We start from the raw sequence: 15,584 nt of genomic DNA, 5'->3' as shown, positions 1-15,584 counted from the left end.
TTTTACAAAGGAAATCGACCTGAAGCGGTTACAACTTACAAAAGGAAGACCTAGTCCCCTTCATTCCACCGGTAGCCCGGTACGTCGAAACCTGCCAGGTCAAGCACGCGGCTTACAACCGTTCCGGCTACTTCCTCTATTGAGGACGGCAGGCTGTAAAATGAGGGATTTGCGGGGCAGATGATACCGCCGGCCAGCGTCACCGTTCGCATGTTTTCGATATGGATCAGGTTAAAAGGGGTGTCGCGTACAACGGCTATCAGCCTGCGGCGTTCTTTGAGGATCACATCGGCAGCGCGGGTAATCAGGTCATTTGAAATACCGCCCGCAATACGGCCCAGGGTACCCATCGAGCAGGGTGCGATAACCATCGTTTCATACCTTGCCGATCCCGAGGCAAAAGGTGCATTGAAATCGTTCTTACCGTAAAACGTAAAAGGATAATTGTCGAAATAACGGTTTCCAAGCTCATATTCCCAAACCTGGCGGGCATTGTCAGACATCACCACGCCCACTTCCCTGAGCTGGTCAGACAACGCCAGCAACTGGTCCAGCAAAACTTTCGCATACACAGCGCCGCTTGCTCCCGTAACGGCTACAATCAATTTTTTCTTTCTGTCCATCGCCTGGAAAAACCGGAATTTGCGCCGGTGGTCCTTCATAAAAAAAGGGCCGAATACTCGTATTCGACCCTACATCTACCTATGAAAAACATACCCCCGAAAGGGTAAGCCCAAATATAAAGAAGAATATTTGGATCTTAAAATGTTAGACAGAATTTTTTTGTTAAAAAATGTGAAATTATGAAAGTAAAAAAAACACCTTTTTAAGCAAGTTGAAGCATATTTTTCTTGCCCGGGCAGTTACCCGACCAGAAAATTCCCGGCTGAATCGCCGGAACAGCGGCCGGAAAATCATCTCAACAAGTCGTCATTTCGCCATGCGGCCCCATTTTTTACCCGGGTAACTGCCTTGCCGTTAGCGGTCTGCAACAAGTCTGGCTACGTAACCCCCACCCTTTGCCAGGTGAGCTTTCACCTTCGAGGTTTTGCTGACACGCATGACTTCCTGCTTAAAATCTTTGGCGTTCTTATCTGCATTCACTCCATCTTTCCAAACCAGCATCTTAAATTTTCCGTCAGGCAGGAATGACAGGTCCAATTCCAGTTCGCGGGCGGTCCAGTCTGTCATGGCACCGATGTACCAGTCGCCGTCTGCGGCCTGCCGCGCCACAGCAACGTAGTCACCAATTTTCGCCTGCAGCGGAACGGTGCGCTTCCAGGTGGTGGGCACCGCCTGCAGGAACTCCATGGCCTCGGGTTCTCGGTAATAATGCGTCGGGATATCACACAGCATTTGCAGCGGACTTTCGTAGACTACATACATGGCCAGCTGGTTACAACGGGTGCCAAGGGTCATGGGCTCGGAAGGAACAGCTGCAAAGGCCTTTTTCTGTACATTCAGCATCCCTCCTGGCGTAAAATCCATTGGTCCGGCGGCCATCCTGATAAACGGAATGGTTGTGGTATGGTCTGGATCGATACTGCCGGCAAATTTGCTGATCTCGTTGCCCAGTACCCCTTCAGATGTCATTACATTGGGCCAGGTGCGGATCCAGCCGGTCGGCTTATACGCCCCATGGAAATCGACCATCAGTTTGCGTTTTGCAGCTGCCGCGGCTATCTTTTCATAATAGTTTACCATATCCTGGTCGTCGCGCTGCATAAAATCGACCTTGATGCCCTTTATGCCCCACTTTTCGAACTGGTCAAGAGCCAGATCCAGCTGTTTGTCCAGCACCAGCCAGCTCGACCACAAATGCAGGTCAACGTTTTTGCTGCGCGCGTAAGCGGCCAGCTCGGCCACGTCAATTCCCGGCGCCTGTTTCGTCAGATCGCGGGTGTCACACCATCCTTCATCCAGGAGCACATAGGGTATTTTGTATTTCGAAGCGAAATCAATGTAATATTTATAGGTATTGTTATTAATACCTGACTCGAAATCAACGCCGTAAATGTTGTTGTAGTGCCACCAGTCCCACTGCACCTTGCCCGGCTTTACCCATGAAAAATCGCCTGCAGCAGGGCTGGCCAACTGATAAACCAGCTGATTGCTCAGGATGTCCCGGTCGTTGCGGCTGATCATGAGTACCCGCCAGGTAAAGTTTTTCGGCCCGTTGAGCGTGGCCAGGAAATCATCGTATTTTTCAACCCGTTCATCCCGGTCGCTCGTCACCTTCTTCTGCGCAGCATGGTGCGGAAAAACGGCATCTACTTTTCCTGAAGCATTGCCTTTGATCCACATGCCTGCATAGTTCCAGAGGTCTGACTCGGTCAGAACCAGCTTGGTGCCGCCTACATCGAAAAGTGCAGGTAAACTGGCTAGTTTCTGGTCCAGGCTATCTACGCTGTAGTTCTTGTACGCCCGTTCATTGTGTGAGAAAAAGCCATCCTCTTTCGGAAAAAGACTGCGCGTGCCTGGCGAAAAACTAAACTCGGCTGTTTCAGCCAGCACTTTGTATGGACCCTTTAATGCCGAAACCCAGCGCCAGGCCACGCCGTCGTTAAAGGCCCGCCATTCCAGAGACAGGCCATGGCCAAAATCCAGAACCAATTGGTTGTAGTGGTCCCTGATGGTTTCACTCTTTACCCAGACAACCGGTTTCAGCGTGGCATCAACAGTCCTGGTGCTGCGCTTCTTCACTTTCCAGACCCCGGTGGGGTTCCGGTTGGTCAATAAGCCGATTGCTGAGGGCTGTACGAGTGCTTTGCCGTCCTGATTCACGGCATATGTAATGGTTTTACCGACATTCAGGCTCACAGTTATCTGTTTGTCGGGCGATTGAAGTGCGTACTGCTGTGCCTGAGCGGCAGCGCCCAGGCCAATTAAAAATGCTGTTATAACTAAATATTTCATATTGAAGGTGGTATAATATATGGTCGAAAAATGGCAGTGAGCCGTTGCAAAATCGTTTGAGCAACGAAACTAAGATAATTAAATTGAGCTTAGGTTGATTACCTGCTGTTATCCAGCAGCGCAAATGCACACCAGAGCACAGGTGCCTGGCCGTGCATGTCGCCCGTAAGGCGTTTGCGGTCCAGGTAATATTGTCTGCTGTTCTGTTTGTTGGTTCCCTGGCAGACTTCCCGCACGTCGCCATTCGGCTCGATGTAATTGCACAAGGCAATCCATGCTTTCCTGGCCACCGGCCCATAAATTTTTTCGTCCAGCCAGCCTTTCTTTACGCCGGTAATGAGGGCGAATGCAAACATACCGGTGCCTGATGTTTCAGCCCAGGAAGCAGGATCGTCTACGAGCTGCAGCCACATACCGCCCGGCGTCTGGTACCTACGCAGGGATTCCATCATGGTCTGGTATGCTGCAAGAATGCGGGCGCGGTGCGGGTTTTTCTGCGGTAACGAGGTCAGAAGTTCGGTCATTCCGGCCGCCATCCAGCCATTGCCCCTGCCCCAGAAATAAGGCACATCGGGTGCGTGATAAAAAAGTCCGTTGGGACGCTGGATGGAATCGAGATAAAGTACCATTTGCGCGGCAGCACGATTGGTATACCTGGGGTCTTTTGTGGCGCGAAAGGCCTGGCACTGCAGGTTGTTCACCATGTACATGTCATCGATCCATAGCCTCGCTTGCCAGCTCAGGCCCTGCTCATGCAGTCGACGCTGTGAAGCATTTGCACGCACAGGCAGTGTCCATTGCTGGTCTGCAAACCATTTTCCCATTTCCAGGTAAAGCTGGTAGCCGTTTTGCATGTAAAGCTCGAGCGGCAGCGAGCCAAAAACATTCGGGTCTACATGGTCAGGTTTGGGCTGCATGTTCTTCTTTTCATACAGCAGGGGCCTGAACCGCGCCTCTAATCCATTGCGTAGTGTTTTGTCGCCGGTAAGGCCTGCAAACTTCAAGGCACCGTACCAGGCGCATACCTCTGAGTAGGTGATCGTGCCCGGGGGGCCGGGCATGCCGAAATTGGTGTGCGGTGTTTCCAGGAAATGCCTGCTCAGCAGTTTTCCGACCTGGCGCGGGTCTGCACCTGCTGGCAGGTCGCGGAAATGCACGGACTGCGCCCGGGCTGCCAGGCTGACGGCAGCGAGCAGCAAGGTTATCAAAATGTAATTGGTTTTATTCATGTGTTGTTATCTGGTTAAAATCTTGATGTCTGTTACAAAGGCGGTATCGGTAACGTTCATTTCTTTTAGCGTCTTCGCCGCTGCGGCGGCGGCCGGCATCCGGACATTCCTGAACCTGACCCGGCTCACCATGCGCTGCTGACTCAGGCCTTTCAATTTTGCAGGCGAGCGGCCGGCGTCATAAATTCTAATGTTCTCCAGGCTCAGCCCGGCAATGGGCCCGCTGCCCTTTTTGTCGCCATTCTGCATAAAAAACACGCCCCAGGTGCGGTGGTCATCATTCTGGTAACTCAACCGCTCCACCTCAATGTTTCTGAACCTGACGCCGGTAACCGGCTGCGTTCCCCATTTGTGGTGCACGCCAATGCCAACGGCGGCGTCATACACCACGCAATCTTTAAAAGTGATGTCTTGCTGTGGCTGCAGCACCCCTTGTCCGATCTTGTAACCGTAACAATACGTCCAGGAAAGCAGGTCACGGAAAAGAATGTTGCGCTGTGGAAGCGGCCGGCCCGGCCAATTGCGGCAAAGATCGGTGTCCTGCTCCCAGGTCTTTGTCGAGAAGGGGTCGTCGAGCGCAATGCCAATCGCATGTTCAATACGCACATTGCGCGATTCCATGACATCGACCCCATCGTTCTCGCCCATGTCAAATCGGTTAAAGAGCTTGAAATTTTTGAGTCGTATGTTTTTTGAACGCGTGGGTATAACAGCCCAGGCCCCCGACTCGCGGATCACCAGCCCGTCCAGCACAAAACGGTTGCCATGCATAATGGCCAGGATGTGGTTGCCGACGCGGCCGGTTTCCGTTGCGTACTTACCGTTTCCATCGAGTGTTCCGCGGCCAAACAGTTTGATGTCATGGGCGCCGCTGTCTGTGCTGATCCACCAGGTCAGGTCCCGGTTCTGCGATTTCTTGCGTGCATGGATGGTATAGTCTTCACGGCGACCGCTAAAGAGGAACACTGCCCCGCCGGCCAGGTACACCCGGGTGTTACTTTTCAATTTCAGGTTACCGAGCTTATAAACGCCCGGCGGCACGTAAACCGTTCCGTTGCGAAATGCCGCGGCATCATCTATGGCCTTTTGAACGGCCGCCGTGGCAAGGGTTTTCCCGGTCTGGTCGGCGTGGTAACGGTCTGCAACATTAAAAATCCCGCTCCCTGCGGGCGGTGGAACATCTTTCTCAAGCGGGTCTGCAGCAATAACGAGCTCCGGCAGGTTGTTTAGTTTAATGATCAGGTACGCATCTTTCGGCAGGTTGAAAACCAGGTCTGACCCCTTCCGTTTTGCGCAGATACCGGTCCGGGCGGGGCTAATGCGCCAGCGCGACGGCCAGCCTTTCAGCACGGTAATTCTGATTTCGGTTTCCCGGCCGGCCATTGAAAAATGGGCATAATCGTATTTGCCATTGCAAGCGGTCACAGGAACGGGGGTACCGCCGGCCTTCAATGTATAATGTGCCGAAGTACGGTAGATAGGCGGCAACGGATAACTGACCACCTGTGCCTGGCTAAAAACCGCGAAGGGCAGCAGGCAGAGCAGCGCACAAAGGCGAAAAGATAATTGCTGATGGTCTGTTTCGCGCATTATTTCAGCAGTTTAAGCCGTTTAAGACCATCGAGCGATTCAAATAATATGACACCGCTGAGCTGCACCGAGCAGTCGGCATTTTTTGAAGCAGGCCGACTGAACCAATCATGACCAAAAATATTCTCCGGCGCTTTGACAGCCCGGTGAAAAAGCGATTGCCCGTTCAGCTTCAGGTAATCGAGGTACAGCATTTGTGTGTAGGAATCCAGGAATCCGCTGGCAGTAAGTTCGGCCATGTACCGAATAAATATCCCTTTAAACAGGCCGCCGTCGCCGGTGTTCTCTCCCTTAAGTACGCCCCGCGGTGAAAATTTCGATCCGTCGTTGATGAGGTAGTTTACGTTGCGTACAGCGTCGTCGAGGTACGCACGGTCTTTGGTTATGCGGTAAAGCTCCATCCCCGCACCCACCCAGGTGCCCTGGTTATAAGTATAGATGTTGTCTTCGTTCTTGTTGCCGTGCGCATCCCAGACCAGCCCGCGGGATCCGTCGACCACATAAGTTTTCAACCAGGTGTAGATTTTCTTTGCCCAGACCAGGTCGTCTTCCTGTTTATCAAGCTGGTATAACCTGCAGGCGATAATAACGGCCGGGGCATTCGAGCAGGCGTTCTTGGAATCCTTTGAGCCTGATGCCCAGGCAATGCCGCCGTTCTTGATATCGCTCCAGCCAACCTTGATCCAGGTCCAGTATTGCCGGGCCATGGTTTTGTAGGTCAGGTCGCCGGTCGCGTCGTACGCACGAAGGCAAGCCAGTGCCCACCATTCCATATCGTCGTAAAATGTGTTCCAGTAGGTATTCCCGTTTTTTACGTAGCAGCCTTGCAGCAACGCGGTCATCCGTTCTTTGTATTTGACGTCTTTGGTCCGCACATACGCATCGACCAGCACGTCGAGTGCATGGGCGTTCCACCAGTAGTTGAAGCCGGTGTGGCCATTATTGTTCTGGTTGAAGTAGTTGGCGCCTGTGTTATAAAACTCATTCATCAGCGCATTTTGACCGGCATCAGCCGCGGCAGACCAGTTTACCTCACCCAGTACGGGCTGACTTTCGGGCGGAACAACCGCACGCTCGTCTTTTGCGCAGCCAACAAGCAGTTGCAGCGCCAGCAGGACGGCGAAGGTCGCCGCCAAAAATTGTTTTTTCTTCATGATCGTATTTTTAGGGCGAAAAAATAGCTCCCCGGCCCCACCCGACGGGGGGGCATCCGGGTAACCGGAGAGGCTACCAACAACCAAGTCTTATTTAAAGGTGATTTTGTGCGTATAGTCTGCCGAAGCGCCGAAATTCAGTTCGATATCTGCCTTCTCCGATTCTGACATGAATTTGTATGTATAATCGTATTGCGTGTTGTCGACTTCCCGAAGGAAAAAATAGCTGGCCGCAGTACCTGAGGTAGGCCGGCTGTTGTCTTTGTTCGAGCTTCCCCAGTTGCGCACCGCGATGGTGCCTGCCGGTCCTTTTTCGCTGACCCGGAATTTGTACCGTTCGTCCTTGCCCCAGGTCTCCTGTTTCCAGGTAACCTGGACATCTGTCGCCCTGAACACGCCCTGGCCGGCGTAGGCGAGCGTAGCCTGGATGCGGTTGTATGGAGCAAACCAGAGCCCGGCCGACTGGATTTCGGTCAGCACGGCGGTCGACTTATTGAAATCGAGATTGATCCGGTATACAGTCTTAACCGCCGCGGGGCTTGCGCCAGAAGCTGCTTCTTTAAGCAGCCCGCCGTCGACGCTGAAGGTCAAAGGCGTACCGCTTGTTTTGTCTGTCAGCTTGTACGACCCTGGCGAAAGCGCCGTATACAATTCAAATACGCCGTCAGACAGCCGCTTAAACTTCATGGCTTTGGCCAGGTCTGCTCCTGTTTCGGTCGCCTCGCCGCTCAGGTAAACATCGGTAGGGTTTTCTGCAAAGCCGGCCGGACGCGCCAGGCTGATGACAGACGGCTCAGAAAACGCTTCGATCACGCCGTTGCTGGCCACCACCCGCCACCGCACTTTTCCGGTTGCCAGCTCAGGTATGCCGGCTGCATACGCAAGTTTGTTCACTTCCTTGTGCGACAGCACCAGTTTGGGCTCAACATTCTGCCGCCCTGTTCCCGAGCGGTAAATGGGTTTTGTGAAGTTGCCGTTCTCTTTATCAAATTGCACTTCGTAGAATACCCCCGAATAATTGCCCGTTTTGGCGGGCTCCCAGGTAAAAGTGAGGACGGCATTACTCGCCGGACTAACTACAACGTGCGCCGTGGCGGCAGGCCCGGTCGTTTTTGCGGGTGTTATGGTCGTGGTAACCAGATCGGTCCGCTCCTTCTTGCAGCTGCTGAACAGGACCGTAGTCAGGATCAGCAGCGAAATATAATGGAAAATAGGTTTCATAATGGTCTAATTGTATCGGATATAGGGCTTACCAGCCTGGGTTGCCGACCAGGTTTTTGTCTTTGTTCAGTTCACTTTGCTGGATATTCCAGAGGTAATACTTTTTATGGAAAACGCGGGTTTCAAACACGACCCGCTTTGAAAAGGCCTCAGTGGTCGTGGCTTCGATGTCCATTCCGTAAAAAGGCCCGCCGTCTGTCTGTTCGGCAATTTTCCAGCGCCTGGTATCAAAGTACCGGTGGTACTCGAAGGCAAGCTCAACACGGCGTTCCTTGCGGATCGCCTCGCGCATGGCATCCTGCGTGGCGGGTACCGGAATCTGTCCGGCGCCGGGCCCATACTGCGGTATGCCGGCTCTTTCGCGAATCAGGTTCAGGTATTTGACAATATCGGCGTTTCCTGGCTCGGCTTCGTTCAAAGCTTCAGCATAATTCAGATAAACCTCTGCCAGTCTGAACAATACCTCTGTTCGCTGCTGGGTAACCGAGGGGTTTTGTGTGCTGCTCGGGTTCACCATTTTGCGTACTACATAACCCGTTCTGGACCAGTTGCGGCCGCCGTCTTTACCGCTGTTTCCGTTGCGGAACATCTGGATGGTGATCGGTTGCCCGTTGGTGCCGAAAGAGGTGTTGATCCACTTGCTGCCATTAAAAGTGATGGCCACATAAAAGCGCGGCTCGCGGTTTACATACATGTTGTATGTGCCGGCATCATAATAACTGTTGCCACTCGTACTGTAACCGGTTTCCGAGTAATTGGAGGCAGGGTCTGTAATGCTGCGGCCATTGGCGGTGAAATAGGCATCGACAGCCTGCTGTGTCGGTCCCCAGGATGACCAGCCGCCTACCCTCTTCGGAGCGCCATTCTGGTCAATCGCATACATGGTTCCTACCACGCGTGCCATGATGATCTCACTGTTCCAGTCGCGTAAAAAGACATTTTTCAGCGATTCATAAGGTTTCAGGTTGCCGGCATTGTCGGTTTCCCGGTACAGACTGTAATTATTCAGGTCAATTACCGCCTTAGCCGCATCAGATGCACGTTTCCACTTACCGGCGTTGTACACCTGGCTGATCAGTTGTGTGCCATCCGGATTTTTGAAGCCAGCGTAATCGGTGTTGCCATTGTACAGGGCACTCGCCGCATACAGGAGCATGCGGCTTTTAAACGCCAGCACCATGCCGCGGTTAATGCGGCCATAGTTCGATTCATCGGTTGTGGAGCCATTTACAGGCAGCGCGGGGAGCGACTTGTCCATTTCCGCCGCTACATAATCGACACAGACATCAAACGGACTGCGGGGCAAACTCATTTCCTCGATGGTTGCATCGGGCGCCAGCGGTGTTTCAGGCAGCAGCACCACCGGGCCATACTGCCGCATGATCATGAAATAATACATGGCGCGGAGAAAACGGGCTTCAGCCTTCAGGCGTTCCATTTCTTCCGGTTGTAGTTCGGGATTTTTCCCTACGTTATCAATAAAATAAGATGCGGCCCGTATACCGCGGTAATAATGGTTCCAGTAATTGTAATCGCCCAGATTGCGGTCCCAGTTGCCCAGGTTCATGGAATAGGTAGGGTAATCATTATACGTGATGTCAATTTCGTCAGACAGGCCTTCCCAGGGGCTGTTTGCGCTGTTCCAGTCTACATCGCTGCGAATGTAGGAGTACACATTGGCCAGGTAACGCAGGGTTGTGGCCCGGCGCTGAAACACATCGTCGATTGTCAGGCGGTCATCAGGTACCTGGTCCAGAAAACCCTTCTGGCATGAAAACAGGCAGCTTGCCATGCCGATTGCTAAGAGAATAAATATTTTTTTCATGATGGAGTCGGTGCTAAAAGTTTGCATTTAAACCAAGGCTGTAGGTGGTGATGTTGGGATAGCGGGCGCCGGTACCGTTGCCAAGTTCAGGGTCGAACATTTTGTAGGGACTGATCGTAAGCAGGTTATAACCGATAAAGTACAGCCGCATGTTCTGCACGCCGAAATCCTTAAGCCAGGTTTTCGGGAGTGTGTAACCAAAATCAAGCGTTTTAAGCCGCAGAAAAGAACCGTTCATAAGCCAGTGGCTGTTGTCTGACGAATAGTTCTGGTTGATATCGCTGCCGTAAGCAAGCCGCGGATAAAAGGCATCCTGCCTGGGGTTTTCAGGAGTCCAGCGGTCGTCAATGTTGCTGTACAGGCTTCCGCGTGCGGAACCGTTGCGGAAAGGCATAAAATCGCGGGACAGATAAAGGTCGACTTTTGCAACGCCCTGGAAAAACGCACCCAGTGAAAAGCCTTTGTAACCGATGGTCGTACCAAAGCCATACACAACCTGCGGCACATCGTTTTTGCCGATGGCTGTATAGTCGTTGGCGTCGATCACCCCGTCGGCATTCAGGTCGCGAAACTTCAGATCGCCCGCCTGCACCACGCCGGTCGTGCGCGGAACAGTCGGGTCGTCGATCTCAGCCTGGGTATAAAAGCCATCTGCTATATAGCCAAACCGCTGGCCTACCGCCTGGCCGCGCCTGTCCAGGTAGTCGTACGGCTGAATAGCCTGGTCATTCTCCAGTATCTTGTTTTTGTTGTATGTGTACGTTCCCCGCAGGCCTACGCTTACGCTGCCAAAGTTCTTATTGAATTCGCCGGTCAGATCGACCCCGCGGCTGTTCACCCTGCCCAAGTTTCCAACAAGGTCGCCCACAAGGCCGACAAACGAAGGCACCGAACCCCGCTGCAGGAAGATGTTGTCGCGGTCGCGGTTAAACAGGTCTACCTGGAGAGACAATGCGTTTTTAAATGTCCTGAACTCGAGGCCCAGGTTCAGGTCTTTTTCAGTTTCCCAGGTAACGTCCGATGCATACCGGGTTAATTCAAGGCCCTGGATGTTGTTGCCGCGGTCACGGCCGTACCAATACTGACCCGAGCTGCCTACCTGGTCTATGTAGGTAAACCGGTTTCGTTCCTCGTCTGAAAAAATGTTGATCCGGCTGTTCCCCACCAGTCCGTAAGAAGCCCGGAATTTCAGGTATTGAAAGACCTTTGAAGCGCCGCCGTAAAATTTCTCATTCGATACTATCCAACCGATGGCGCCAGAGGGGAAGAACCCGAAGCGCGAGTTTGGTGCAAAGTTCTCGGCACCGTTGTAGCCAAAGCTGGCCTCGGCCAGGTAACGGTCATCGTACGAATACGTTGCCCGCCCAACAGCGCCAAGACTGCGGTAAGGTATGGAAAGAATAAGGCTAGTGGCGCTGGCACTCACCCGATCGCTTTGGTTGTATAAAACCATGGCTCCGAGCTTATGCTTGCCGAAGGTATTGTTGTAATTGATGGCCCCTTCCAGGTAAAACTGCCTGCTGCCGCCGCCGCTGCGCTCAAAGTTCAGGTAATCGACACCTGAGGTAGGCGGCTCGTAAATCAGGTTTCCCTGAGCATCCCTTCCGCGGGCATAGGTTGTTGAAGGACTTTTGGTACGCGCCAGGCGGTTGTTGTTTGAGGCATCAAATGAATACAGCACGCGTGCCGACAGCCCTTTGAGCCAGAAGCCCAGATCCTGGACAACATTGATATCAGACATGATCTGGTTGTCGAACGTCGTTACAAAACCCCGGTTGGTAACGAGGCTAAGCGGATGGCTAAGCCCGCCCCCGGTCGATGTGAAGGGTTCGATGCCGTTTGGATAGCTGACCGGGTACAAAATGGGATATGTATTGAACACGCTTTCAAAGATTCTCGATGTGCCCGTTCCGGGATAATTGCCATTTGAAATCCAGCCTTTAATTCCCAGGCCGATGCGGGTTGTTTTTGTTGCATTGAGGTCGAGCCTGGAGGTGAAGTTGTATCGCTTGAAGGCGATCTCAGAGTTGTATTGCTTTAAACCGTCGGTCGTGAACAAGCCGGTTTCATTGTAATAGCCGGCAGAAACGTAATAAGTCATTTTCTCGCCGCCGCCGCTGATGTTTACATTGGCCTTTGTGTTGTTGCCAAATTTATCGAAGATCTGATCGAACCAATTTACATTCGGATACAGGTAGGGATCTTCCTGGGTAAAGGTTTTATTGATTTGCGTCTGGGAGTAGACCGGGTTGCGGCCACGGGTCACTTCAGCCTCGTTGGCCATCTGCATATAGGTTACCCCGTCTGCCACCTGCGGCACGCGCGTAAATTCGGTAATGCCCTGATAGAGGTCTACATTGATGTTTGTGCGACCTGCTGCACCCTTTTTAGTGGTGATGAGTACCACCCCGTTTGCTCCCCGAACACCGTAAACCGCGGTCGAAGAAGCATCTTTAAGAATGGAAAAGCTTTCTATATCGTTCGGATCGATGTTGTTGAAAGCGCGCTCTACGCCATCGACCAGGAATAAAGGCGAACTGTTGCTCATGGTGGCGATGCCGCGAACCCAGAGGTTGGCGTTGTCCAGACCGGGCTCGGCACTGCGCTGAACGCCAACCAGCCCGGATATTCTCCCGGCCAGGACCGTAGTAATGTTAGCTACAGGTTGTTTTAGCTCCTGAACGTTCAGGGTTGACTGCGCGCCGAGCGTTTCGATCTTACGCTGTTTCTGGCCATAAGCGGTAATGACGACATCATTCAGCGTCTGGTCTGCCGGCTGCAGGGCAATATCTATGCTTGTTTTACGGTTTACCGGTACTTCCTGGCTCAGGTAGCCTACATACGATACCTGCAAGGTTCCGTTTTCCGGGGCCTTGATGCTGTAACGGCCATCCTGCGCGGTACCCGCCACAGCTCCGGTTTCCTTAACACGCACAGTTGCCCCCGTGATCGGTTCACTCTTTTCGTCGTAAACCCGGCCCGTAATGGTTATTTCAGCCTGATGAACAGGTGCTGCTGGCTTTGCGGGGCGCGCACGTATCACAACGGTGTTTTTACTGATAACGTAGTCAAAAGGCTGACCCGCAAAACATTGCTCGAGCACCGCCTCAAAAGAGGCCTGCTCGGCCCGCAATGTTACCGGCTTTGCGTTTTTTAATATGGCGGTATCATAATAAAAATTATAGGGGCTTTGTTCTTTCAAAAGCCTGAACACACGCTCTATGGGTGCATTCTTTACCTCGATGCTGATTTGCTGGGCATACGTGGCCGCTTTGACCTGGATAAGCGCAGCAACCAAAAAAATGAGGGTAAACTTCATGGTCAGCAGAATTTTTAGAACCGCGCGGCGACTGCTTCCACGCGGTGGCTCATAAAAAAATGTATACATTTGGTTGGTAAGTAAAAAAATTGGTTTAGACGATTGATTTAAATTATTTACCGGCCGAAAGGCATGATCCGGGGACGCTGCAACGTTCCCGTTTCTTATTTCCGGCCGACTGAGCGACAGCGTTAATGCATGACGATGATCCTCCTTCCTTCAATTTTGAATTTCACAGTGCCTGTTAGCTGCATGGTCTGCAAAACTTCAGACACATCGCTGAACCTGGAAATATTTCCGCCGTAATGGCGGTCCCGGAAGTCGCCACGATACTCGACAGAAACATTATACCAGCGGGCGATTTTATTCATGATGTCGTACAGGCTTTCCTGGTCGAAACTGAAAATGCCGTTTTTCCAGGCAATGGCCTGTTCCGCATCGGGCAGGCTGCGCACCGTCACGTTGCCCGGCTGGTTGCTCAGTTGCTGTCCGGGTTTCATGAGCCATTGGTCCTGTCCGCGCTCCACGCGTACCCGCCCTTCGAGCAGCGTAGTCAGTTCGCGGCTTTCTTCTTCATACGCAGTCACATTGAAATGCGTGCCCAATACCCTGACTTGCTGCCTGCTTGTGGCGACCAGGAATGGCCTGGATGCATCTTTAGAAACTTCGAAATAGGCCTCACCGCTCAGATCCACACGGCGCTCGCTTTTAGCAAAGCTGACCGGAAAGCGCAAAGACGAAGCAGCGTTGAGCCAGACCTGGGTTCCGTCTGGCAGGTTAACCCGGTATTGCCCGCCCCGCGGTGTGCTGATGGTATTGTAAGCCGGCGACGACGCTGCAGGACCAGCCTGAGATTGCACGGAATACGTCAGGAGGCCATCTTTGGACTTGCTGATCCTAAGCCCGCCCTGCTCGAGTACGACACCGCTCGATACTGAATCGAGGATCATTTTTTTCCCGTTGGCCAGTGTGAGTACAGCATGGTTCCCACCCGGCAAAATACGGGCCGTGCTGCGCCGATGGCTGTCTGCACCTACCGGGCTGCTCCGGTAAATCATGAATAAGCCCACCATGGCAAACACCACCGCCGCGGCAGCTGCAAACCGGTATCCTTTCCAGGGGCGGCGACCGGTGGGCAGGTTGGAACGAACCGCAGCCAGATCGGCCTCAAGTTCGGCAGGACTTAATTCGGGTCCCGCCTGGGGCTGCCAGTGCAGGTACCAGGTTTCCACCAGCCGGCGTTCTTCGGGGCTGCATGTTCCCGCACGGTATTTTTCAAATAGTTGGTCGATCTCTTGATTGGTCATCTGAGGAAGGTGCTCATACACCTGTTATATAGAGAAGACGGCAAGCATGACCTGAGGGGGTAGAAGAATTTTATATTTTTTTAGAAAAAAGCTTAACCGGCGTGCCGCGGTTTGTTTCGGGCAGGGTGATGACTTTCGACCACCGGCTGGCGGCGAAAACTCAGGATCGTTTAACCTTCCGAAAAGCTGTATTTGCTGTGAACAGCAGATTACTGCCGGCGGCCGAAAGCCGGTCAGCGACCTTGTACCTACAGCAGCGTAAAAAACGTACCGAGTTTTGGCCTCAGTATCTTCAGTGCATTGTTGATTTGTTTGCGTACGGTCTGCTCGCTGATATTGAGTGCTTCGGCAATTTGCCTGTGAGAGAGGTTTGCCTTGCGGCTCAGCTCGAAAACCTCGCGCATTTTGCCTGGCAACGCCGAGACCTCTGTTTCGATCAGTTGAATAAGCTGCTTTTGCCTGATCAGGTGATCGGTTACGTTGTGGCCTTCATTAAAAACGGCACGAAAAGATGAGCGGAATACCTCCCGGACCTGCAAGTGTTCGCACCGGTCGATTACCCGGTTTCTGACAGCCGTATAGAGGTAAACTTTCAGGCCCTTGTTCAACAGGAGTTCCCTGCGCCGGTTCCAGAGGGCCAGAAAAATTTCCTGGACCAGGTCACGGCATTCTTCACGGTTGCGCAGGCGCTTCCAGGCATGCATGTACAGGAGGCCACTGTAACGTTCGTAGATTACGTGGTATGCAGCATGGTCATTCCTGGCAAGCAGGTCCAGCAGTTCTTCATCAGAAAATTCCTGGTATGACATATTTGGCTGTATACAGATGACGAATATAACAGAAAAATAAAATTTGCGAAACATCCCGCTTGATTTAGCTACTAATTCGTTTTATGTCCAGCTTCATAGCGCAGTTACAATCCCTTACCTTAAAAAGCGCGCCGCAGGCTTTTTTACGGTAACTTTTCTTTTACATCGCGATGGCAAAGCTCCCTTTACAGTAAAAATGCGCCGATTCCAGCCG

Annotated in this window: 10 protein-coding genes; all 10 read right to left on the bottom strand. The window is 52.6% G+C overall.

The window, feature by feature from the left end:
• Positions 1-50 precede the first annotated feature (50 nt).
• Positions 51-623 carry a UbiX family flavin prenyltransferase gene (locus C7T94_RS09685; RefSeq protein WP_107216046.1) on the bottom strand — a complete coding sequence of 191 codons (573 nt, stop codon included), beginning with the start codon at positions 621-623 and terminating at the stop codon, positions 51-53.
• Positions 624-978: 355 nt separating this feature from the next.
• On the bottom strand, positions 979-2,916 hold the full coding sequence (locus tag C7T94_RS09680; RefSeq protein ID WP_107215151.1) for a glycoside hydrolase family 97 protein: 1,938 nt from the start codon (positions 2,914-2,916) through the stop codon (positions 979-981).
• 98 nt (positions 2,917-3,014) lie between these two features.
• Positions 3,015-4,145, bottom strand: a complete 1,131-nt coding sequence (locus C7T94_RS09675) for a glycoside hydrolase family 88/105 protein (RefSeq protein ID WP_107215150.1) — start codon at positions 4,143-4,145, stop codon at positions 3,015-3,017.
• 6 nt (positions 4,146-4,151) lie between these two features.
• Positions 4,152-5,735, bottom strand: coding sequence for a glycosyl hydrolase family 28 protein (locus tag C7T94_RS09670; RefSeq protein ID WP_107215149.1), 1,584 nt, complete (start codon positions 5,733-5,735; stop codon positions 4,152-4,154).
• On the bottom strand, positions 5,735-6,889 hold the full coding sequence (locus C7T94_RS09665) for a glycoside hydrolase family 76 protein (RefSeq protein WP_107215148.1): 1,155 nt from the start codon (positions 6,887-6,889) through the stop codon (positions 5,735-5,737). Before C7T94_RS09665 ends, C7T94_RS09670 begins: the two co-directional genes overlap by 1 nt.
• A 90-nt stretch (positions 6,890-6,979) precedes the next feature.
• Positions 6,980-8,110 (bottom strand): SusE domain-containing protein, encoded by a 1,131-nt coding sequence (locus tag C7T94_RS09660; protein WP_107215147.1) that lies wholly within the window; start codon positions 8,108-8,110, stop codon positions 6,980-6,982.
• Between the two features lie 28 nt (positions 8,111-8,138).
• Positions 8,139-9,935 carry a RagB/SusD family nutrient uptake outer membrane protein gene (locus C7T94_RS09655; RefSeq protein ID WP_107215146.1) on the bottom strand — a complete coding sequence of 599 codons (1,797 nt, stop codon included), beginning with the start codon at positions 9,933-9,935 and terminating at the stop codon, positions 8,139-8,141.
• Positions 9,936-9,948: 13 nt separating this feature from the next.
• On the bottom strand, positions 9,949-13,254 hold the full coding sequence (locus C7T94_RS09650) for a TonB-dependent receptor (protein ID WP_162618641.1): 3,306 nt from the start codon (positions 13,252-13,254) through the stop codon (positions 9,949-9,951).
• A 191-nt stretch (positions 13,255-13,445) separates the two neighbouring features.
• Complete coding sequence (locus C7T94_RS09645; protein ID WP_107215144.1) at positions 13,446-14,561, bottom strand: FecR family protein; 1,116 nt, start codon at positions 14,559-14,561, stop codon at positions 13,446-13,448.
• Between the two features lie 248 nt (positions 14,562-14,809).
• Entirely contained in the window at positions 14,810-15,370 is a 561-nt protein-coding gene (locus C7T94_RS09640) for an RNA polymerase sigma-70 factor (RefSeq protein WP_107215143.1), read from the bottom strand.
• Positions 15,371-15,584: the final 214 nt, after the last annotated feature.

Source organism: Pedobacter yulinensis (genome assembly GCF_003029735.1).
Classification (GTDB): Bacteria; Bacteroidota; Bacteroidia; order Sphingobacteriales; family Sphingobacteriaceae; genus Pedobacter; species Pedobacter yulinensis.
Note: the sequence above shows the minus strand (reverse complement) of the source record. Positions and strands in the feature narration are given on the sequence as shown.